The 22,126-nt window shown below is 41.1% G+C and carries 21 protein-coding genes and 1 tRNA gene; 10 read left to right on the top strand and 12 right to left on the bottom strand.

The window, feature by feature from the left end:
- Positions 1 to 134 precede the first annotated feature (134 nt).
- The gene (locus CGC50_RS13485; RefSeq protein WP_095911220.1) at positions 135 to 365 is read left to right on the top strand and encodes a hypothetical protein; all 231 of its coding nucleotides are present in this window, start codon (positions 135 to 137) and stop codon (positions 363 to 365) included.
- Complete coding sequence (locus CGC50_RS13480) at positions 355 to 816, top strand: DUF805 domain-containing protein (RefSeq protein ID WP_095911219.1); 462 nt, start codon at positions 355 to 357, stop codon at positions 814 to 816. The genes CGC50_RS13485 and CGC50_RS13480 overlap by 11 nt, the downstream gene beginning before the upstream one ends.
- A 4-nt stretch (positions 817 to 820) precedes the next feature.
- Here CGC50_RS13480 and CGC50_RS13475 read toward each other — a convergent pair whose 3' ends face one another.
- Both CGC50_RS13475 and CGC50_RS13470 read right to left on the bottom strand, forming a co-directional pair.
- On the bottom strand, positions 821 to 2,104 hold the full coding sequence (locus tag CGC50_RS13475; protein WP_095911218.1) for a glycosyltransferase: 1,284 nt from the start codon (positions 2,102 to 2,104) through the stop codon (positions 821 to 823).
- Between the two features lie 18 nt (positions 2,105 to 2,122).
- Positions 2,123 to 3,040, bottom strand: coding sequence for a UDP-3-O-(3-hydroxymyristoyl)glucosamine N-acyltransferase (locus CGC50_RS13470; protein ID WP_002665380.1), 918 nt, complete (start codon positions 3,038 to 3,040; stop codon positions 2,123 to 2,125).
- Between the two features lie 54 nt (positions 3,041 to 3,094).
- On the opposite strand from CGC50_RS13470, the gene CGC50_RS13465 reads away from it, so the two are divergent.
- The 5 genes from CGC50_RS13465 to CGC50_RS13445 all read left to right on the top strand — a co-directional run bounded on the left by CGC50_RS13465 (position 3,095) and on the right by CGC50_RS13445 (position 8,111).
- Positions 3,095 to 3,982, top strand: a complete 888-nt coding sequence (locus CGC50_RS13465) for a cell division protein FtsQ/DivIB (RefSeq protein WP_095911217.1) — start codon at positions 3,095 to 3,097, stop codon at positions 3,980 to 3,982.
- Positions 3,983 to 4,071: 89 nt separating this feature from the next.
- A complete protein-coding gene (ftsA, locus tag CGC50_RS13460; RefSeq protein WP_095911384.1) occupies positions 4,072 to 5,481 on the top strand; it encodes a cell division protein FtsA in 1,410 nt (469 codons plus the stop codon).
- A gap of 100 nt (positions 5,482 to 5,581) precedes the next feature.
- Positions 5,582 to 6,418: a mechanosensitive ion channel family protein gene (locus tag CGC50_RS13455; RefSeq protein ID WP_095911216.1), complete on the top strand. Its 837-nt coding sequence runs from the start codon at positions 5,582 to 5,584 to the stop codon at positions 6,416 to 6,418.
- Positions 6,419 to 6,431: 13 nt separating this feature from the next.
- Complete coding sequence (gene galE, locus CGC50_RS13450; protein WP_095911215.1) at positions 6,432 to 7,454, top strand: UDP-glucose 4-epimerase GalE; 1,023 nt, start codon at positions 6,432 to 6,434, stop codon at positions 7,452 to 7,454.
- Positions 7,455 to 7,463: 9 nt separating this feature from the next.
- Positions 7,464 to 8,111: a rhodanese-like domain-containing protein gene (locus tag CGC50_RS13445; RefSeq protein ID WP_095911214.1), complete on the top strand. Its 648-nt coding sequence runs from the start codon at positions 7,464 to 7,466 to the stop codon at positions 8,109 to 8,111.
- 222 nt (positions 8,112 to 8,333) lie between these two features.
- On the opposite strand, the gene CGC50_RS13440 is transcribed toward CGC50_RS13445, so the two are convergent.
- The 5 genes from CGC50_RS13440 to CGC50_RS13420 form a co-directional block, all read right to left on the bottom strand.
- The gene (locus CGC50_RS13440) at positions 8,334 to 9,170 is read right to left on the bottom strand and encodes an alpha/beta fold hydrolase (protein ID WP_095911213.1); all 837 of its coding nucleotides are present in this window, start codon (positions 9,168 to 9,170) and stop codon (positions 8,334 to 8,336) included.
- Positions 9,171 to 9,182: 12 nt separating this feature from the next.
- Positions 9,183 to 9,698 carry a hypothetical protein gene (locus CGC50_RS13435; RefSeq protein WP_095911212.1) on the bottom strand — a complete coding sequence of 172 codons (516 nt, stop codon included), beginning with the start codon at positions 9,696 to 9,698 and terminating at the stop codon, positions 9,183 to 9,185.
- 23 nt (positions 9,699 to 9,721) lie between these two features.
- A tRNA-Pro gene (locus CGC50_RS13430) sits at positions 9,722 to 9,794 on the bottom strand.
- Between the two features lie 142 nt (positions 9,795 to 9,936).
- Positions 9,937 to 11,211 (bottom strand): serine hydroxymethyltransferase, encoded by a 1,275-nt coding sequence (gene glyA / locus CGC50_RS13425; RefSeq protein WP_095911211.1) that lies wholly within the window; start codon positions 11,209 to 11,211, stop codon positions 9,937 to 9,939.
- Between the two features lie 71 nt (positions 11,212 to 11,282).
- Positions 11,283 to 11,843, bottom strand: a complete 561-nt coding sequence (locus CGC50_RS13420; RefSeq protein WP_002665450.1) for an L-threonylcarbamoyladenylate synthase — start codon at positions 11,841 to 11,843, stop codon at positions 11,283 to 11,285.
- Positions 11,844 to 11,993: 150 nt separating this feature from the next.
- On the opposite strand from CGC50_RS13420, the gene CGC50_RS13415 reads away from it, so the two are divergent.
- Positions 11,994 to 13,622 (top strand): S8 family peptidase, encoded by a 1,629-nt coding sequence (locus CGC50_RS13415; protein ID WP_095911210.1) that lies wholly within the window; start codon positions 11,994 to 11,996, stop codon positions 13,620 to 13,622.
- 51 nt (positions 13,623 to 13,673) lie between these two features.
- Here the strand turns inward: CGC50_RS13415 and CGC50_RS13410 are convergent, their stop codons facing one another.
- Together CGC50_RS13410 and CGC50_RS13405 are read right to left on the bottom strand one after the other, a co-directional pair.
- The gene (locus tag CGC50_RS13410; RefSeq protein ID WP_095911209.1) at positions 13,674 to 14,171 is read right to left on the bottom strand and encodes a PH domain-containing protein; all 498 of its coding nucleotides are present in this window, start codon (positions 14,169 to 14,171) and stop codon (positions 13,674 to 13,676) included.
- 18 nt (positions 14,172 to 14,189) lie between these two features.
- A complete protein-coding gene (locus CGC50_RS13405; protein WP_095911208.1) occupies positions 14,190 to 16,385 on the bottom strand; it encodes a RelA/SpoT family protein in 2,196 nt (731 codons plus the stop codon).
- A gap of 182 nt (positions 16,386 to 16,567) precedes the next feature.
- On the opposite strand from CGC50_RS13405, the gene purH reads away from it, so the two are divergent.
- The gene (gene purH / locus CGC50_RS13400) at positions 16,568 to 18,100 is read left to right on the top strand and encodes a bifunctional phosphoribosylaminoimidazolecarboxamide formyltransferase/IMP cyclohydrolase (RefSeq protein WP_095911207.1); all 1,533 of its coding nucleotides are present in this window, start codon (positions 16,568 to 16,570) and stop codon (positions 18,098 to 18,100) included.
- Positions 18,101 to 18,228: 128 nt separating this feature from the next.
- Here the strand turns inward: purH and CGC50_RS13395 are convergent, their stop codons facing one another.
- The gene (locus CGC50_RS13395) at positions 18,229 to 19,260 is read right to left on the bottom strand and encodes a quinone-dependent dihydroorotate dehydrogenase (RefSeq protein ID WP_095911206.1); all 1,032 of its coding nucleotides are present in this window, start codon (positions 19,258 to 19,260) and stop codon (positions 18,229 to 18,231) included.
- Positions 19,261 to 19,380: 120 nt separating this feature from the next.
- Between CGC50_RS13395 and CGC50_RS13390 the strand changes: the two genes are divergently transcribed.
- The gene (locus tag CGC50_RS13390) at positions 19,381 to 20,085 is read left to right on the top strand and encodes a ZIP family metal transporter (protein WP_095911205.1); all 705 of its coding nucleotides are present in this window, start codon (positions 19,381 to 19,383) and stop codon (positions 20,083 to 20,085) included.
- Positions 20,086 to 20,197: 112 nt separating this feature from the next.
- On the opposite strand, the gene CGC50_RS13385 is transcribed toward CGC50_RS13390, so the two are convergent.
- Together CGC50_RS13385 and CGC50_RS13380 are read right to left on the bottom strand one after the other, a co-directional pair.
- Positions 20,198 to 21,145, bottom strand: coding sequence for a peptidylprolyl isomerase (locus CGC50_RS13385; RefSeq protein WP_002665439.1), 948 nt, complete (start codon positions 21,143 to 21,145; stop codon positions 20,198 to 20,200).
- A gap of 20 nt (positions 21,146 to 21,165) precedes the next feature.
- Positions 21,166 to 22,095: a sulfite exporter TauE/SafE family protein gene (locus tag CGC50_RS13380; RefSeq protein WP_002665436.1), complete on the bottom strand. Its 930-nt coding sequence runs from the start codon at positions 22,093 to 22,095 to the stop codon at positions 21,166 to 21,168.
- Positions 22,096 to 22,126 lie beyond the last annotated feature (31 nt).

Here is a 22,126-nt window from a genome sequence, read left to right as displayed (position 1 = left end):
AAAACTAAAATTTCTTATGAGAAATTTGTATAACTCGCTGAAAAATAAAAATCTTCTTTAGTGATTTAGAAAACTATGTCCAAAAAAGTAATAGTATCTCATAAAATACAATTCCTAAACCAGTAAAAACATCCATGAAAGCAAAAACTATTTCTCTATTCATTGCCTTTTTAGTGAGTATAATCGCTTGCTACAGTAATGAGGTAAGTGGAACCTATGTATATATCTACAAGAGACCTAATAGCGCTGCTTATCACTATAATCCTCATTGTAGAGGGCTACAACAAAACTCTACAGATGTAGAAAAACTGACAGTAAAAGAAACTGTAGAAAAAGGAAGAAAACTATGTCGCTATGAAGACTAAGGTAGGATATGATATACTTAGAGCAGCTTTTTCATTCTCAGGGCGTATTGGTAGAACAGCATATGGTCTAAGCCTAATTATTTGTATTCTTTTAAGTATACTTATCCTTACAAGTATACTTCAAACTAAAGGGAATACTGCCTTTTTAGTACTTTTATATATACCTATGGGATGGTTTGCCTTAGCCCAAGGTGCTAAGCGTTGTCATGACTTGGGAAATAGTGGCTGGTTCCAGTGGATTCCCTTTTACTATTTCATTATGATACTAAAAGAGGGTGCTAAAGAAGCTAACTGTTATGGTGCGTCTCCCAAACATAAGCGTTCTCAAAAGGACACATTCTTTGAGGATATACCTCCCTCGGATACTGATACTTCTACACATCAAAAGAAAGAGACTTCTTATAGCAAATACAATAAGGATTATAGAAAAAATTATAGTCAAAAATACTAAAAATCTATTTCTCCAAAATCACCTCACTAAGCTTTTGAGTAAGTGCCTTTCTATGATAGGCACCAAGAGAGGTGGGCTGGGTATGGAGTTGATCTGCCTTATAGAGAGCGTAGTATTGGGTAAGGGCTTGCTTAATAGCGGATGTATCGGTTACCGAAAGGGTTATACCCGTTTGGGTCTGGGAGATAATCTCCTTCACATCCCATTGCGAGTAGCCCAAGGCAAGAATCGGACGCTGTGAGGCCATATACTCAAAGAGTTTCCCTGGGATGATGCCTTCTGTCTTGGGATGGTTGATTTCCAAAAGCAGTAACAACTGAGAGCTTCGCTGTAGCGCCAGTGCCTCGGTATGGCTCAGATACCCCTTGTACTCCAAGGAGGAGGTTAGCCCATATTTCTCTATAGTGGCAAAAACTTCCTCGCTTACCTTCCCTGCCAAGCATATACGCAAGTCCTTTCGAAACGCTTCATTCTCTTGCACCATTTCTCCCAATACCTGCCAAAGAGGCTCAGGATTGCGCTCGGAGAGCAAAGAGCCTATATGGGAAAGCAAGAAATAAGGAGATAGCGACACTTCCTCGGTAAAAGTATCATCATAACCATTAGTAATCAACACAATGGGTTTTGGAGTCTTTGCAGCAAACTCCCGCTGGGTGCTGGGGCTGGTTACGATAATAGTATCGGCTGTCTGCAACACCTTTCGCTCTAAGGTAAGGTGCTTTTCTGCTGATTTTTTGGTAAGTCGTAGCTGAGAATGGTAGCCTATATTCGTCCACGGGTCGCGAAAGTCAGCGATCCATCGTAGAGAAGGAAATTTTTCTTTGAGGTGCATCCCTATCAGGTGTACACTATGGGGAGGAGCCGTAGTGATAATGGTATCTATCCCATGTGTGGTAATATAGTCAGATAGATACTTCACTGAGGGGCGTACCCAGAATACCCGCGCATCGGGGATAAAGAGATTGCCACGCACCCATAGCAGGCACTTATCCACCCATGAGAGCTTTTTGGTAGGAATAATCCCCGCACTTATTTTCTTTGTTTTCTCTTTAGAAAAGAGAGAAGCTATGGAATAAGGCTCCCATATTTTTGTTTGGAGTAGGGTTAAGTCTTGTGGAAGGTCATCAGCTATATGTGCATCCACCATAGGATAGGTAGGGTTCTGAGGGGTGTAGATAATGGGTTCTATACCAAAATCACGCAGGTACTTGACAAATTTCAGCCAACGTTGTACCCCAGGTCCTCCCGCTGGTGCCCAATAGTAGGTAATTATCAGCACTTTCTTCATCTGCTCTTCCCTATTCTGTTACTGTCTTTCCACAAGAGCCCTCACTGAGGCCAATTCTTTGTATCTCTTACGGGCTTCTTCGGCTGGAGAGCCAAAATAAGTCTGGTTACCTTCGAGAGATTTGCTAACGCCACTCTGTGCCAAAATGACTGCTTTTTCACCTATGGTCACCCCACTGGTGATACCTACTTGCCCCCATAGGGTAACCCTATCCTCGATCACTACACAACCTGCAATTCCCACTTGGGAAGCGATCAGGCATTCCTCTCCTATGACAGTATCATGCCCCACATGTACATGGTTGTCTATCTTGGTACCTCTCTTAATGGTAGTATCGCCTGTCACCCCTCGATCTATGGTACAGAGAGCTCCCAAGTCCACCTGATCTCCTATCACTACACGCCCGCCTGAGAGGAGCTTATCAAAGCCTTCTGGACGCTTTTTATAGTAGAAAGCATCAGCTCCAAGTATTGTTCCTGAGTGGATAGTCACATTGTCCCCTATTACACAATGATCATAGATAGTAACATTGGCATGAATAAGGCAGTTCTTTCCTATGACCACATGATTGCCTACAAAAGCACCAGGTTGGACTATAGTACCCTCTCCTATCTGAGCAGTAGGAGCGATCAGAGCAGTAGCTCGCTCAAAGGGCTTGAAGAAGCGAGTGAGCTTATTGAAATCACGAAAGGGATCCTCGGAGATCAATAGGGCTTTGCCTTCAGGACAGGGTACTTCTTTGTTAATCAGCACTATAGTTGCTTTAGAGTGTAAGGCCTTGTCGTAGTACTTGGGATGATCTACAAAGACGATATCGCCTGCCTCTACCACATGTATCTCATTCATTCCCAATACAGGAAAGTCTTTATCACCTACATAGCGACTACCTATGATGGTAGCTATTTGTTCTAAGGTATAGGGTTGTGGAAATTTCATTTCTTTCTTTTGCTTTTAGGGTACAAAGATACTGAAAATATAAATAGGTAAATAGTGAATTTTTTATTAAAAAATAAGTATGTTCTTTTGTTGATAAAAAACGCTTTTTCGATTGACTTCTACCTAATATTTATTCCTATCTTTGCCCCGTATATCATATGGCTCTTTCTCTGGATGAATAGTAAAAGAAATAAAATATTTATCATTCTCAAAATCAGCTGTATTTTTCTCTTGCCTATTCTCTTACAATCTTTTTCTTTTCATAGGAATAACAACCGAAAAATACAAAAGATTGTCATTTCTCGTCAGGAAAACACACAGCATATACAGCAGGCTCAATATATTACCAATGATGCTGTGGAGAACCTGCTTTTTTCAGCCAAGAATGCAGAGGAATACACCCTACAAGAGATAAAAATCAATGCTTTAGAGAAGATGTTGGCTACCAATCCTATGGTGGAGCATGCGGATATCTACCTCACTATCGATGGAGTGCTCAAGATAGTGATCAAGCAGCGGGAACCCATCGCAAGGATGGTCAGGGGGGGACAGTTCTATTATATGGATATACAGGGCAAGCGTATGCCGCTCTCCGATGCTTCTTCTGCTCGGGTACCTTTGGTTCGCGGGGTAGAAGAGCCTATGTGGGAGGATGCTCATATCATTCTCAAGCATATCTATATGGATCATTTCCTTAGAGAGAATATCGTAGAGCTCTCAGTGAACAAAGGCAAATTCTTTGCGCGACTACGAGGGGCTAACTTCTCAGTATGCTTAGGAAAATCTGATGATATTAATTTAAAATTCAACAACTTAAAAGCTTTTTATAAAAAGGCAGCAAAGGATAATTTCTTGGACAGATACACAGAGGTGAATTTGCAATATTACAATCAGGTAGTATGCACTCATGCCCATGCTGTGGTAGAGGAGGGAAATCAGTAAAAACTTAATAAAATACAAAAGTATTATAAAGAAATAAAAAATGCAAAATAACCTTTCAGATATATTGGGAAATGAAAACAGATAGTAAAATGAATCAAAAAAAATACATTGCGGGAATTGATATAGGTACTACCAAGATTGTGGCAATCGTTGGTAGTGAAAATCAATACGGGAAATTGGAGATCTTAGGCTATGGTAAGGCCAAGAGTCAAGGTATTTCCCGTGGTATGGTGGGAAACATAGGAAAAACTATCGATTCTATAAAACAAGCTGTAGATCTAGCACAAGCCAAAGCAGGGGTAGTGATCTCTGAGGCTTATGTAGGTATAGCTGGACAACATATCAAGAGTAACGAAGCTTCTGACTATATCACACGAGAGAATGCTGATGAGATGATTTCCTCGGAGGACTTGGATGCACTTTGTCATTGTGTGATGAGCAGTAAGAATCGCTACCCTGGCGAGGAGGTAATCCATATCCTTCCTCAGGAGTATAAGGTAGACAATCAGGAAGATATCCATGATCCTGTAGGGATGGTGGGGGCTCGCTTGGAAGGAACTTTCCATATCGTGACTGGGCAGGTAGCTCCTATCAAGAACATCCAGCGCTGTGTCACCAAGTCGGGCATTGAGCTCAAGGGGCTTACCTTAGAGCCTATTGCTTCTTCTGCTTCTGTGCTCAGTGAGGCTGAAAAAGATGCAGGGGTAGCCCTTGTAGATATAGGAGGCGGTACTACTGATTTGGCAATCTTCAAGGAAGGATATATCCGCTATACTGCGGTAGTGCCTTTCGGAGGAAATATCATTGATAAAGATATCAAGGAAGGTTGTGGAGTATTCGACAAACAGGCTGAAATGCTTAAAATCAAGTTTGGATCTGCCCTACCGGAATATACCAAGGAGAATGAGGTAATCAATATTCAGGTATTCAAGGGAAGGGAACCTCAGGAGATACAGGTGACCAACTTGGCTCGCATTATCCGCTGCCGTATGGAGGAAATCATTGAAGCTGTATTCAACGAAATCAAGAATTATGGCTATGACCAGCCTCGCAAGAAACTCATCGCTGGGATTGTCCTCACCGGTGGAGGAAGTGAGCTAAAAGACCTTCCTCAGTTAGTGGAGTATATCACTGGATTACCTACACGCATTGGTCACCCCAACGAACACTTGGCCAATAATACCCCTCCAGAGCTTTCTTCTCCTATCTATGCCACTGCTATAGGACTCTTGCTTGATGGGATTGAGCGTGAACAAAACGAAGGACAACGTATTGACTTTTCTCACCTAAAAGATACCCCTCAACCTGAAGTTCACTCACATCAGGAACCAACCCCTCTCTCCACTCCTGAAGTAGCAGCTCCTGTGGCTATAGAACCAACCCCTGTAGTCACCCCAAAAAAAGAAGAAGAGGAGGAAGAAATCGTAAAACCTGAAAAGAAAACAATTCTCAAAACTATCTCGGATAAGTTCACAGACTTCTTCAAGTCCATGGATTAAGCCTATTATATTCAATCAAATGTTAAATAAAGGATTATAGTTGTACAGCACAATTATAATCCTTATTTTTGTGGCTTAAAGTAAAAATATATAATTTTTTATGAACGAAAAAGATACTTATATCAATAATCTTCAGTCTTTTACAGACAAATTCGCCGATAAGATGATTTCTTACTTACCTAACCTTATTGGGGCAATTATCTTACTTTTCGTAGGAATATGGGTATGCCGCCTTATCCGAAAGTTTATAAGGCGTATCATGGTAAGGCGTGCGGTAGATATTACTATTCAGAACTTTGTCAATGAGCTACTACGATGGGTACTCTACATCATATTAGGGCTGGCTGTTATCCAAAAAGTGGGGGTACCAGTTTCCTCTTTCTTAGGAGCTTTAGCTGCTGCAGGGGTAGCTGTAGGCTTGGCTTTGCAGGGTTCTCTCTCGAACTTTGCTGGAGGAATTATGCTTCTTATCCTCAAGCCTTTCCGCATAGGTGATACCATCGAAGCTAAGGGTCATATAGGAACTGTGGAACGTATCGGTATGTTCTACACCACTATTATTAAGTTTGGTAACGAAAAGCTAATGATTCCTAATGGACCTCTTTTCTCTGACAATATTATCAACTATTCCGAGTCAGAAACCCGTCGTGACAATATTATTGTAGGCATTGGCTATGGATCTGACCTGAAAAAAGCTAAAGAAATTCTCTATACCCTTACAAAGAACTGCCCTACTGCTCTACAAGACCCTGCTCCTGTCGTTTTTGTAAATGAATTAGCGGATAGTTCGGTAAACTTGACGCTACGTGTATGGTCTAAAACAGAGCACTATTGGAATACACATTTCTACCTAATAGAACAAATAAAGTTGACTTTTGATAAGGAAGGTATCGAAATTCCTTTCCCTCAAAGAGATGTACATATTATCTCTAAATAAAATATTTTAATATATGGCAACCATTTTAGTCACTGGTGGTTTGGGCTTTATCGGCTCACACACCACAGTAGCCCTACAACAAGCAGGGCATGAGGTTATTATTATTGATAATCTCTCCAATGCCTCTATCGAAGTTAAGGATAGAATAGCAAAAATCACAGGAAAAGCTCCTATCTTTGAACAAATAGACCTCAGAGAAAAGGATAAAGTACAGGATTTCTTCCTTCGTTACCCCAATATAGATGGAGTGATTCACTTTGCTGCCTCTAAGGCGGTAGGCGAAAGTGTAGAAAAACCACTATTATACTACGAAAATAACATTGCATCACTTATCTACCTGCTTCAGGAGCTTCAGAAGAGAAAGAATACTGCTTTTATCTTTAGTTCTTCTTGTACTGTATATGGCCAAGCGGACAAGCTCCCTGTCACAGAAGATGCCCCTTTCAAACAAGCGGAATGTCCCTACGGCAATACCAAGCAGATCAATGAAGAGATTATCCGTGATACTTGTGCTATAGCTAAAAATATCAAGGCAATATCCCTTCGCTACTTCAACCCTATTGGGGCTCACGCTTCAGCCCTTATTGGAGAACTACCCAATGGAGTACCTCAAAACCTCATCCCTTATATAACCCAGACAGCTATTGGCCTAAGGGAATCTCTTTCTGTATATGGTGATGACTACCCTACCCCCGATGGAACTTGTATTCGTGACTATATCCATGTAGTAGACTTGGCCGAGGCACACTTGGCGGCACTCGAATACATCCTTCAGGGAAAGATTCAGGGTAACTATGAAGTGTTCAACGTAGGTACAGGTAAGGGTAGCTCAGTACTCGAGGTGATCAAGGCTTTTGAGAAGGTCACAGGGCAAGCACTTCCTTACAAAATTGTAGGCCGCCGTGCCGGAGATGTAGTGGCTGCCTATGCCGATACCCATAAAGTCAATGAAGTATTGAAATGGAAGGCTAAACAGACTCTTGAGGAGGCACTCCTCTCAGCCTGGAATTGGGAAAAGAAATTGAGAAATAAGTAATTTTATCCGATGAAAATAACAAAAATACTCTCCTTCACCGCGCTCTCTCTCTTGGGAGGGGCGCTACAAGCTCAAGAAAAATCTTTGGCTACATTGGTCAATGAAAAAGATGCTTTCTTAGTCGATGTACGTTCAGAAAAGGAATTTGACCAAGGCTCTGCCCTCAATGCTGTCAATATCCCTGTGGACAAGATAGAAAAGGAACTTGATCAGTTCAAGGGTAAGTCCAATATTATCCTATTCTGCAGGGCTGGAAGACGTGCAGAAGCAGCTAGAAAACTATTGGAAAAACACCATATAAAAGCAATCAATGGTGGCACTTACCAACAGGTGAAAACCTTGCAAAAAGAAAACCTTATGGATAGGCTCTCCTATCGTACGGACAAACAAACTGTATCGGTTATCAAAAATGGAGAAGGTGTCAAACAAGTTGCCGTAGCGTTGGGCAAAGGAGCTATCCTTAAGAAACACACTACCGATGTACCTGCTTTCTTAGTGGTTATAAAGGGGGAAATTCGCTTCTTGATCAATGGACAAGAAATCCTACTAAAGACTTTGGATACTTACAATATTCCTGCAGAAATAGAGCATGAACTTATAGGTGTTGATGATGAAAACTTATTCATCCTTACCAAGTCCAAGTATTTCAAGGAGTAAATACATTATAATATGAATCAAGGGTTGAAAAATAATAATCTCTGATTAACAGAATGTTATCGCTTTTGCATCGCATCTCCTCCTTTGGAGGAAGTCCGCGAGTTGGCGTAGCGGAGTATGTGTTAAAGAGGAGGTTTTAAATCAACAAGTTAATTCAACCCTTGATCAGCATTTATAATAAAAAAGCTGTCCTTTTCGGACAGCTTTTTTATTAAAATCATATTATTTAGAGATAAACTCTTTTAGTTGCTTGATATACCAATCAAAGTCATCGTACATAATGAAGTGCAATCCCTTGTTCGCATATCTAAGTTCCTTTTTAGGAAGCTTTGCATATTGTTGCTCTATTTTATCCTTTGAGAAGCTAAAAACAGACTCTAACAATACTAATGTAGGCACTTCTATATGTTGTATCTCCTCTCTAAGATCTGTATTAGATAATTCACAAACCATTTTCCCGATTGTCTCTCTATCTGAATCCATGCTCCATTGTATTATTTGAGGGATTCTATCTTTGCTTTCGGTATAGTAGACCATTGATGATGTCTGTGCCTGTTGGAAATTTTCTTTCGGCATACCCACAAATTCCTTAATTATAGGAGTACAATCCTTATTAGGATCCACCTTAAAGTCAACATTGGAGAGAGCTGCAAGAGCTGGTAGTGCATCTACTATTACTATTTTCTGAAGTAGTTTAGGCTCTTTTGCGGCTATTTTCATAGCAAGCATACCTCCCAAGCTATGTCCAATAATAATAGGTTTCTTGATTTTTTCCTTTTTGACATAAGAAATAATTGCTTCTGCCCAATTATCCAAACTTGGATTTTTTACTGGAGCAGTTCCTGCAAATCCTGCCATAGTAAAAAGATAGCAAGTATGATTGGGACTAAATTCCTTAACTGTATCTTGCCATACTTCTGCTGAACAGGCAAGCCCAGGAATAAATAAAATAGAATTTCCTTTATTTCCTATTTTTTGCACTGAGAATGAGGCTTGTCCAAAGCTCAATAAAGGTGATATAAATAGAAAAAAAAGGAAAGTAATAGAAATGTTTTTCATATGAAGAAATATTTATATTTTCTTGAGTTGCTCTTGCATCATTCGGATCTGATCCTTTAGCAAGTTTTGTTTGTCTAATTTCTTAGCTTGGGTTAGGTACTCTTGAGCTTCTCTTTTACGCCTTTTCTGCATAGAAATTCCAGCCAAACTAAGTTTTGCCATTGCCTCATCATAACTCATATTAAGCCCATACTTGAGTGCTGTTTTGAAATATTTTTCTGCTTGAGTAAGATTAGTCTGAGAAGTGACAATACCATAGAGGTAGTTATAATAACCTCTTTGCTTAGGAATAAGGGCTGTTTCTGGATTTTTGATATAGTCAAGCCATTTCTTTGTCCCTGCTATATCCTGTTTGCGAAGTCTTAGGAAGGCCAATAATAAAAATTCATTTTTAAAATAGAAGAGTACAGGGAAAAGAGAAAGCAGTATCAAAAATATCCCATTCCCAATATTTCCTAAGGTAAATTGATAAATAGCAAACGCAAAAATAAGCACCGCCAGCGCTATCTTAATGTATCTGTGAAACATCCAAAAGTAGATTAAAAAAATAGTCGGGATGACTGGACTCGAACCAGCGACCTCACGCACCCCATACGTGAACGCTACCAACTGCGCTACATCCCGAGAAAAACATCGCTGTTTTGCGAGTGCAAAAGTACGTATTTTTCTTTAAATAAAAAAACTTTTTTTCAATGATAAATAATGAATGAAAAACAACTAATAATTAGTCACTTGTCATTCATTATTTATCATTAATTATTGCTCATTAATCATTGAAAAGTGGTCTTCCATGCATGAATTCATTCACTTTTTTAGCAATACTCTCAAGCAGTTTCTCATCATTAGCATGGTTGATTACCTCATCTATATAACCTGCTACCACTTCCATATCGGCTTCTTTAAGTCCTCGTGTGGTGATAGCTGCCGTACCCAATCGAATACCACTGGTTACAAAAGGACTTCTATCATCAAAAGGTACCATGTTCTTATTGGCTGTAATATCAGCTTTTACAAGAGCTGCCTCAGCTTCCTTACCGCTAATATTCTTGTTTCTTAAGTCTATAAGCATTAGGTGATTATCGGTACCTCCAGATACGATATTGTAGTTCTTTTCTACTAAGAGCTGGGCTAATTTTTTAGCATTTTTCTGTACCTGTACTGCATAGAGCAAGAAGGCATCGGAGAGGGCTTCCCCGAAGGATACTGCCTTAGCCGCAATGATGTGTTCCAAAGGACCTCCTTGGTTACCGGGGAATACGGATAGGTCTATCAGAGAGGACATCATACGAATTTCCCCTTTAGGTGTTTTTAGTCCAAATGGATTTTCGAAGTCCTTGCCCATCATAATCATCCCTCCTCTTGGCCCGCGAAGAGTCTTATGCGTAGTTGTTGTTACGAAGTGACAGAAAGGAATTGGATCATTGAGCAACCCCTTAGCAATAAGTCCCGCAGGGTGGGCTATATCGGCCATAAGAAACGCTCCTACACTGTCAGCTATCTCTCTAAAGCGCTTGAAATCAATATTTCTTGAATAAGCAGAATACCCTGCTATAATCATTTTAGGTTTTTCCTTCTGGGCTATCTCCGCTATTTTATCATAGTTCAAGAGCCCTGTCTCCTTCTCTACCCCATAGAAAACAGGCTGAAAGAGCTTTCCTGAGAAGTTTACAGAAGCACCATGAGTGAGGTGCCCTCCATGAGAGAGGTCAAATCCCAAGATCTTCTCCCCAGGAGAAAGACAAGCTGCATATACAGAAGCATTCGCCTGAGACCCACTGTGAGGTTGTACATTCACATATTCCGCTCCAAAAAGGGCTTTAGCACGATCTATGGCGAGTTGTTCCACCTGATCTACTATTTGGCATCCACCATAGTAGCGCTTTCCAGGGTATCCTTCAGCATACTTATTGGTAAGTACGGAGCCAGCAGCTTCCATTACCTCAGGGCTTACAAAATTCTCTGAGGCAATAAGCTCTATCCCTCTGAGTTGTCTTTCTTTTTCTTGCTGGATGAGATCAAAAATTCGTTGGTCTCTTTTCATAGGAAATAATTTATTAATAGGTGGTGCAAATATACTTCTTTTCCCCCAATTATCAAAACTTTTTCCTATATTTATTTTCTAAGAAAAATAACCTGATTATCTTCTATCTTTAGTAGTTGCGAAGGCTGTCCTGCTCCCTGTTCTTCCCTTCGGTAAGGGACTATATAATCCACGGATTTCTTGATCTGCTCACTTATCAGGGAAAAGTTCTTAGGGCTCTCTTCTCCACTTATATTGGCGGAGGTGGAGACAAGTGGGGCGTCGAAGGCATCTATTAGTGCCTTACAAAAAGGGTCTTTTACCACCCTGAAGGCCAAAGAATGGTCGGCAGCCTCTGGCAAATGAGAGTCATATACCTGAGTATAAATCACTGAGGTTGGCCGCTCTTGCTTGTCTAAAAAGGCAAGAGTCTCTTGCGATACTGCCACATAGCGCTGTAGCATCTGGTAGGAGGAGACCAGCAGGATAAAGCTCTTGCGGATATCCCGCTGCTTGATCGCCTGTATACGTTGTATTCCTTCTCTTGAATAGGGGTCACAACCCAATCCCCATATAGTATCTGTGGGATAGAGAATGACCTTCCCGCTTCGCAAAAACGAAAGTGTTTCTTTTACTATTTCATTGATTTCCATAGGTTTATAACCTTTTCTTTAAGCGAAGCAAAGATAACTTTTTTCGCCCAAAAATACTATAAAAAGGTCTCTGTTTATCTTTTTTTTAAGATTTTAAACTTCGTTTCAAAAAAAAACTGTACATTTGCGGCATTTAAAATATTTCATACAATGATTTGTAAAAATCCTATTTTTTATATGGCATTCTCTGGGCTCTTGGTAGCCTGTGGGGGAACTTCTAAGATAGCTTCCTTGCCATTGGAAACTTTAGAAGGTAAGAATATCCCTTCTATTAGTGAAAAACCGAACAAAGATGATCTGAAGACTTGGCCGCACCGTGACTTGCTTACCTCAGGGTATCCTGGTATCTCGTTGGAAAAGGCTTACAATGCCTTGAAGGGAAGAAAGGCTCAAACGGTAATCGTAGGGGTAGTGGATTCTGGAGTGGATATCAACCACGAAGACCTTAAATCTATTATTTGGACAAACCCTAAAGAGATTCCTAACAATGGTATTGATGATGATAAAAATGGCTATGTGGACGATGTACATGGCTGGAATTTCTTAGGAGAAATCAACCAAGAAAATCTTGAGTATGTACGTATCCTCAAGAGTGGCGATACCAAAAACCCTGACTATCAAAGGGCTTTGGATAAATATAATAAGGAATACCAAGATGCACAAGGTAAAGTAGACTTCTACTCCCAGATCAAAGAGAGAATTGCACAGAGTGATGCTCTTATCCAAGCGCACTTAGGAAAAAAGGAATATACCTTAGAGGATTTGGAGAAAATTAATACTTCTTCCGAACAACTACAAGGGGCTATCCGTGGTATGAAGTATCTTCTTAGCAATGACGTTTCTGTAAAAGAAACTTTAGAAGAACTCACCGACGGAATTAAGCACTTTGAGGAACGCCTACAATATGGACTCAATAAGGATTTCTCTCCTCGAAAGACAATTCTTAAGGACAATCCTGATGATATCAACGACAAGTACTATGGAAATAACAATGTAGTAGGTCCTACTGCCGAGGGGGCTCTACATGGTACTCACGTAGCGGGAATCATCGCCGCTGTACGCCATAATAATATAGGTATAGATGGAGTCGCTGACCATGTGCGTATCATGCCTGTACGTACTGTCCCTGATGGTGATGAATATGACAAGGATGTAGCCCTCGCCTTGCGCTATGCTATTGACAATGGAGCTAAGGTAATCAACACTTCCTTCGGCAAGGAGTTCTCTCCTCACAAAGAGTGGGTATATGATGCACTGAAATATGCAGCTCAAAAAGATGTCCTTATCGTAAATGCTGCGGGGAATGATACCAAAAATGTAGATGTACAGCTTACTTTCCCTGATGATAATATTGGTGGAAAAGAGTTCACCGACACTATGATTACTGTAGGGGCTCTTAACTATGAATACAATGAGAACTTAGTAGCTTCTTTCTCTAACTATGGAAAGAATAATGTAGACTTATTTTCCCCTGGAGTGGAAATCTATGCTACAGTGCCTGAAAACAAATATAAGTTCCTAAGTGGTACTTCCATGGCAGCTCCTGAAGTAGCTGGAGTAGCAGCCCTTATCCGTGCTTACTTCCCTAAATTAAAAGCACGTGAAGTAAAACAAATACTTATGGAATCGGGTGTTACTCCTACCGTGAAAGAGGTGCTTGTAGGTGGCCGCGGCGAAGAACAAGAAGCTCAGCGTATGCCTTTCTCCTCTCTTAGCAAGTCTGGAAAAATACTCAATGCTTACAACGCTATTATCTTAGCAGCTAAGCGTAGCAAATAAGTGATTTTATAAAAGAAAAAGGGAAAGACTTTAATCAGTCTCTCCCTTTTTTTATTGAATCCTCTTCTTCAACTCCTCTACAGTCCTATCAGGTGCCTCGGTACTGAATACATAGAGCTTACCTCGCTTAGTTCGTATCAAAAAGGCTTGGCTTGTATCTGCAAAAAAACCACTATAGCGACCTATCTCGTTTCCTTGAAAGAAGCCTATATAACCAAAAAAACCTCCTGAACCAAAAACTCTCATATCCCAAAAAGAAGGTTTGTACCGCACTACATGGGTGATAGCTGTATACTCTATCCTTATTCTCCCAACTAACTTTCTTAGTTCAAAATATTGCGGAGTCAGTCTTACCGAAATAGGAGCATTGATCGCAAATACTACAGAAATGAGGATAAAGAAAATCACATATAGCAAAACTCCACGATTAAGAGAATTTGCTTGAAAATCCTTAAACTCCTCCCATATTATTCTTGCAAAAACAAGACTTACTAAAATAGTAACAATTCTTGTAAACCAACTCCAATGTACATTGATCTTTTGTTCCATATTTTATAATTTTTTATACTATTCTCTGAACACTTTCTCTACTCCATTGAGCTTTCTTAGGCTATCCAAAAGCGAGTTCAGCGCCTCGGTATTCGATACCAAAAGGGTAATCTCTCCCTCAAAGATTCCTCCTTGACTCATGAGCTGTATATTGTTCATTCCCAATCCCTTATGGGTAATATGATTGGTAATCTCGGCTGCCAATCCTTTTCTATCCACCCCTATGATCTTAATTGTAGTTTCATACTCACGTTCGGTGGATTTTACCCACTTGGCGGGAGTGATTCTATAAGCATAGTTGGAGAACATCGAAAGGGCATTGGGACAATCCTTTTTATGTACCTTGATACTACCTCCATTCACCGCTATATAGCCAAAGATCTCATCCCCTGGGATAGGGGTACAACATTTGGAAAAAGTATAATCCAGTACTTGCTCATCTTTCCCAAAGACAATCATATCGTATTGGTCTTTTTTCTCTGGAGCTACATAGGTAGTAGGCTTCTTACGGAAGAAGTTGAAGAAAGCTGAAGTAGTGCTTCGGCTGGCTACAAAGTTCTTAAGCATCTGGTTATTGATCTCGCCTGTAGCCATCTGATAAAAGATATCTTGGCTTGTCTTAGCCTTGAAGTAAGTTACCATATCATTGGTTACTTTCTCATCCAGATTTATTTTGAGCTGTTTGAGCTTTCTGCGGAGGATTTCCTTACCTTCTTCAGCTATTTTCTTGCGATTTTCTTTCAGGGCTCCCTTGATCTTAGCTATCGCTTTGGTAGTGGTAGCATAGTCCAACCAGTTGGCATTGGGCACCGCATTCTCTGCTGTAATGATCTCCACCTGTTCCCCACTCCTAAGCTTATAGTTCAGGGGGACGAGCTTGCCATTGACCTTAGCGCCTCGGGTATGCATCCCTACCTGAGTGTGGATACAAAAAGCAAAATCTAGCGGAGTAGCTCCCTTAGGCAAGGATTTTATCTCTCCATTGGGGGTGAAAACAAAGATCTCATCGGCATAGAGATTCATTTTAAACTCTTGGACAAACTCTACCGCGTTGGCTTCACTGTCTTCCAAGACTTCCTGTAGCCTGTTGAGCCACTGTTCTATACCTCGTTCCTTCTGCTGTCCGTGCTTGTACTTGAAGTGTGCAGCATACCCCTTTTCGGCGATTTCATGCATACGATCACTTCGTATTTGTACTTCTACCCATCTGTTCTTAGGGCCTACCACAGTGATATGTAGGGCTTCGTAGCCAGTACTCTTAGGGGAGGAAAGCCAGTCCCTAAGCCGTGTAGGGTTGGGGCGAAAATAATCAGTTACGATGGAATAAATCTTCCATGCCAAGAACTTTTCTTCCTCATCGGTACTCTTATAGATGATACGTATGGCAAACTTGTCATACACTTCCTCGAAGGGTATCTTCTTGGAAGTCATTTTCTTATAAATAGAATAGATGGACTTAGGTCGTCCTTTGATATAGTAGTCTATCTTTTCCTTGTCCAAGGCGGCTTTCACCGTATCGGAGAATTCTTTTATATATTGGAGTTGCTCTTCTTTGGATTCTTCTATCCTGCTCAGTATGGCGTAATATTGCTCTGGTTCGGTATACTTCAGTCCCAGATCTTCCAGCTCGGTCTTAATATTGTATAGACCTATACGATGTGCCAATGGGGCATAGATAAAGAGGGTTTCGGAAGCTATCTTCTGCTGCTTATAGGTAGGCATAGCATCCATGGTCTGCATATTGTGCAAGCGGTCGGCTATCTTAATAAGGATCACCCGTACGTCATCATTGAGAGTTAGGAGCATTTTCCTAAAGTTCTCTGCCTGAAAGGACACATCGGTATCTCGGCTCAGATCCGATATTTTGGTAAGCCCTTTGACTATTTTAGCAATGGTATCTCCAAACTGCTGAGCAATCTCTTCTATAGTAATAGGTGTATCTTCCACCACATCGTGTAGCAATGCCGAAGCAATGGAGACAGCATCCAAACCTATATCATAGGCTACTATCTTAGCCACGGCTATTGGGTGATAGATGTAGGGCTCTCCACTCTTGCGTCGCTGTTCCTTATGGGCATCTACAGCCACATCGAACGCCTTGCGGATCAGGCGTTTGTCCTCCTCACTCAGTGTTTGGTAGCTCTCCCTAAGCAAATCTTTATATCGCTTGGCTATTTCCTTACTCTCCTCTGGGGTATAGTATTCTGTTTCCATATAATCATTTTAAAGTAAGGGCTATATTACGTTTTTCTTTTTTATAAAACAAGATTTTTAACAAAAAAATCATTATTCATTATTCATTGTTCATTGTTCATTAATCATTAAAAAAGGTTTGGCGTTTTCCAAAAAAATCTTTATTTTTGTACCTTGTTATCAATCATTTATTATAACACACCATGGAACAAAAAAAACGCATTCATTCGGCTTTAGTTTCTGTATTTAGCAAAGACGGTCTGGAACCTATCATCCGAAAAATGAATCAGTTGGGTATCACCCTATACTCTACTGGAGGTACTGAATCCTTTATCAAATCCTTAGGAGTGCCTGTAATCCCTGTCGAGGATATCACTCAGTATCCCTCTATCCTTGGGGGAAGGGTCAAAACACTCCATCCTAAGATTTTTGGCGGCATCCTTAACCGACAGGATAACCCTACGGATCAAGAGCAGATGGCTTCTTACCAGATTCCTCAGATTGACTTAGTGATAGTTGACCTCTATCCTTTTGAGCAAACAGTAGCCAGTGGCGCTTCTCAGCAGGATATTATTGAAAAAATCGATATTGGAGGAATCTCTCTTATCCGTGCTGCTGCGAAAAACTTCAATGACACACTCTGTGTATCCTCCAAGGAGGAATACCCTGCAGTGCTACAAATCCTTACAGAAGCCAATGGGGAAACCTCTCTCTCTGAAAGAAAATCCTTCGCCCTCCGTGCTTTTGGTACTTCTTCCAGGTATGACACTGCTATATTCAACTACTTCAATAGTGACAATACTGCCCAACTGCTCAGAGTAAGCGAAGACAAAGCACAAGTACTCCGTTATGGAGAGAACCCTCACCAGAAGGGTATCTTCTTTGGGGACTTTGAAGCGCTCTTCACCAAGCTCCATGGCAAGGAACTCTCTTATAACAACCTCTTAGATGTAGATGCTGCCGTGAATCTCATGAATGAGTTTGCTCTTCAGGCGCCTACTTTTGCCATCCTCAAGCACAACAACACTTGCGGAATTGCTTCCCGCCCTACACTCTTGGAGGCCTACAATACGGCGCTTGCTTGTGATCCTGTGTCGGCTTTCGGAGGCATCCTCATCGCCAATCGCCCTATCGACAAGGAAACTGCCGAGGCTATCAACCCTTTGTTCTGCGAGGTGGTCATTGCACCAGGTTATGCCCCTGAGGCTTTAACTATATTAGAAAGTAAGAAAAATCGCATCCTCTTACAACAGAAAGAAACTTCCTTACCTACTACCTCCTTGCGCTCTTGCCTGAATGGCTACTTATGGCAAGACAAAGATCTAAAGACAGATACTCTTGCGGATATTACCTTTGTAACTGAAAAACAACCTGATGAGCTTGCCTTGGAGGACTTGCTTTTTGCTTCTAAGATATGCAAACATACCAAGTCCAATACCATTGTTCTTGTCAAGAACAAACAGCTATTAGCCTCTGGTACTGGACAAACCAGCCGTGTAGATGCGCTGAAACAGGCTATTGAAAAGGCTAAGGAATTCAACTTCTCTCTACAAGGGGCTGCCATGGCCAGCGATGCCTTCTTCCCCTTCCCTGACTGTGTGGAGATTGCTCATAAGGCTGGTATCACGTCTGTTATACAGCCCGGTGGCTCTATCAAGGACAACCTAAGTATAGACTATTGCAACGAACACCAATTAGCTATGGTGATGACCGGCATCCGCCACTTCAAACACTGATTTTTAGGTAAAATAAAGAGTGAAGAATTACCCTCTTTGTAATTCTTCACTCTTCTTTTATTTATCTGGCTCACGTCTTCTCTCATGTAACTTTTATCCATTTGTCAGCACAGATTGCTTTTCATTCTTCATTCTTCACTCTTCACTCTCTTTATTATTGCCTTATTAATCCGTTTTATCAGTGAAGGTCCTTCATAGATAAAACCTGTAAAAATCTGCACTAAAGAAGCTCCTGCACGAAGTTTTTCCAATGCATCTTCTGGAGTGTGTATCCCTCCTACCCCAATAATAGGAAAGCGGTGCTGACTCTTTTCTGCCAGAAAACGGATGACCTCTGTAGAGCGTTGGGTGAGGGGTCTTCCACTGAGTCCACCTGTCTCTGCCTTTTTTTCAGAAGTAAGTCCCTCTCTTGTTATAGTAGTATTGGTCGCAATCACCCCTGCTATATGTGTCTGCTCCACTATATCAATAATATCCATCAGCTGTTCATCGGTAAGGTCGGGGGCTATCTTCAGTAGTATGGGTTTGGATTTGGGAAGTTTCCCATTGGCTTCCTGCAAGAGAGTAAGGAGTTTTTGTAATGGTTCTTTTTCTTGCAAAGAGCGAAGATTGGGCGTATTAGGAGAACTGACATTTACTACAAAATAATCCACATAGGGAGCTAAGTGCTCAAAACAATACAGATAATCCTCATGCGCTTTGTCATTCTCTGTCCATTTGTTCTTTCCTATATTCCCTCCTATAATCACGTTCTTATTCTTCTTTAAGCAAGCAACTATTGCTTCTACTCCTTCATTATTGAACCCCATTCGGTTGATGATTCCTTCATCTTCTACCAAGCGAAAAAGACGCTTAGGAGGATTCCCTGGTTGGGGCTTGGGAGTGACAGTACCTATCTCTATAAAACCAAATCCCAAAGAAGAAAGTTCTGAAAAAAGCTCTGCATTCTTATCCAGTCCAGCAGCTAAGCCTACAGGATTAGGAAATTTTATTCCAAAAACTTCCCTTTCCAAGTGCTTGTCTCTCAATCTATAACGCGCTCGAAGTAAAGCAGGAACAAAAGGAATCTTATTGACAAACTTAAGCCAACGGAAGGTGAACTGATGTACCTTCTCTGGATCAAAGAGGAATAACAAAGGGCGTATGATGCTTTTGTACATGACGATTTTTCTTGCAAATATACAACTTTTAGTTGAATTTTATCCGCTTTTTTGTTTCTTTTTTGCTACAAATGAATTATCTTTGCACTTTCTAAGAATTGCTTTTTTAAGCTATTGAAAATGAGAAATTACCTACTCCCTTTTCTTTCTATCATCATAGGAACTTGCATAGTTCTTTGGCTCAAACCCAATAACAAAAATCGTATCAAGCTGCTTTTGGCTTTCAGTGGTGCCTTTTTATTAGGCATGACGGTCTTCACCCTTATTCCTGAGGTGTACCATGGCCTATTGGAAGGAGAGCATTCTCATGAGGATATTAAGAATATAGGACTTTGGATTATTATAGGAATCCTCCTTCAGATCGTCTTGGAATTTTTCTCTCATGGGGCAGAGCATGGACATTTCCATTCTCCTGCCAAGGGGCTCAGAAAACAATTTCCTTGGGGACTCTTTGTTAGCTTAAGCATTCATTCCATTTTGGAAGGATTCCCCCTACATGCACATAGCAATATGGTATATGGAATCTTTATCCACCACCTGCCTATCGCTATGGTGCTGACTATCTTCTTCTTGGATTCTGGCATAGGTATCAAAAAAACAATTATTTTCCTATTCCTGTTCTCCTTGATGACTCCTATAGGGGCTTTCTTAGCCAATACTGTCCCTCAGTTGGTAGCTTATCACACCCAGATGAGTGCTATTGTCATAGGGATTTTCTTACATATCTCTTCGGTTATCCTCTTTGAAACAGCCGAGGGTCATAAGTTCAACTATCAGAAATTGGGCGTAATCATATTAGGATTTGCCTTAGCATTCACCCTATAGTAAGAACAAAGAGTGAAGAACTACAAAAGGTAATTCTTCACTCTTCACTCTTCACTCTTCATTCTTCATTCTTCATTCTTCACTCTTCATTCTTCATTCTTCATTCTTCACTCTATAAGACTCTGACCAGCTCTACATCGAAAACAAGAGCAGCATTAGGAGGAATCACCCCTCCTGCTCCTTGAGAGCCATAAGCAAGGTCGGAAGGAATCACAAGGCGTGCCTTATCTCCCTCATTCAGAAGAAGTATTCCTTCGTCCCAACCCTCTATCACTTGGCCTATGCCTACTGCAAAGTTAAGTGGTTGTCCTCGGTATAGGGAGGAGTCAAATACCTTTCCATCCAGGAGCATCCCTGTATAGTGTACCGCTACCTGGTCACCTTTCTTAGGCTTTTTCCCATTGCCTTTTTCTGTGATTTTATAGTAAAGTCCAGAAGCAGTTTTCTCGAATCCTTCTGTAAGCTGTGCCAAGGCCTCTTGTTGTTTGCGCTTTTCGGCCTCTATACGGGCTTGCTTTTCGGCATTGAACTTCTCAAAAGCAGCTAAAGCATCCCACTCTTCTGCCTTCTTACCTACGCGGATAATCTTTACAGACTCTATCTTGTCATTCTGGGAGATGGTATCTACTACTTTCTGTCCTTCTACTACATAGCCAAATACGGTATGTTTGTTGTCCAAATGAGGAGTAGGACGGTGGGTGATGAAGAACTGACTTCCATTGGTGTTAGCTCCAGCATTGGCCATGGAGAGTATCCCTGGGCGGTCATGCTTGAGGTCTGGATGGAATTCGTCATCAAAGCGGTATCCTGGCGTGCCTGTCCCTGTTCCTTGAGGGCATCCTCCCTGAATCATGAAGTCTGCAATCACTCGGTGAAATTTTAACCCATCATAGAAAGGTACTCCTATGGGTTTGGCACTATTTTTCATTTTTCCTTCTGCCAAGGCTACAAAGTTAGCCACTGTAGCAGGGGTTTTCTCATAAGTAAGGCGTAGGAGTATATCTCCCTTAGCCGTATGGATTTGTGCATAAATCCCTTCTTCTAATTTTGTTATATCCATAAGTAAATGGGTGTTTTGATTTAGAAAATAGCTTTATAAATGGTAGTAAGCCCCATGATGATAATAAGGGAGCCTATGATAAAGAATATCTTTCGGGTATGGAGCTTGGAGGTGATCAAGGCTGATATAGGGGCAGTAAGCACTCCGCCTATGACAAGCCCTAAGGCAATACGCCAATTTATCGCCTCGGGTACAGTGATAAAAATCAAGGTACTCACTACTGTAATGGCAAAATTGGTAAAGGTAGAAACTCCTATTACATAGCGGGGGGTGTGTCCGTTTTTGATAAAAGAACTGGTAACCAATGGCCCCCAACCGCCTCCAGTAAAGGCATCAACAAAGCCGGCAAATAGCCCCAAGGGAATAGTCTTCACTTCTTTGTTCTCTACCTTGCCCCTAAATCCATTGGCTAAGATCTTCACTCCTAAGACAATTGTATAAACAGCGATAAAGGGTTTGGTGAACTTCGCCCAGCGACTGCCTTCGTCTCCCAGATAGAGCAATAACAAAGCTCCTACTACCGTTCCTATAATAGCTGGCACCAATAGCCGCTTAATCAGCTCCTTATCCATGTTCTTGAGCTTGAAGTGGCTGATACTCCCCGCTGCCGAGGTGAAGGTCTCCGAAGCATGGATACTCCCACTGATAGCCCGTGGATCTATATTCATCATTAGCAATATGGTAGCACAGATCACCCCGTATCCCATCCCCATGGAACCAGCTACTATCTCTGCCCCACATCCGGCCAATATCATCCAATAGAAAATATAATTGTCTCGTGACAAGGCCTCTCTCAGCGGAAGAAGGGATTCACTTATATATATGGTGTAGAATACTATCCCTATAAGAAGTAAAAAGCTAAAAAACAGTAACAGCCGATTCCGCTTCTGTCTCTTGAGCAGATGTACCTGTGGGGCATTGTGCTCTTCACCCTCTTTGATATGCTTCATCTAATGATTAATTAGTAGATAATAAATCAAG

Source organism: Capnocytophaga gingivalis, from assembly GCF_002302415.1.
Taxonomy (GTDB): domain Bacteria; phylum Bacteroidota; class Bacteroidia; order Flavobacteriales; family Flavobacteriaceae; genus Capnocytophaga; species Capnocytophaga gingivalis.
This window is presented reverse-complemented; position numbering and strand designations above follow the sequence as displayed.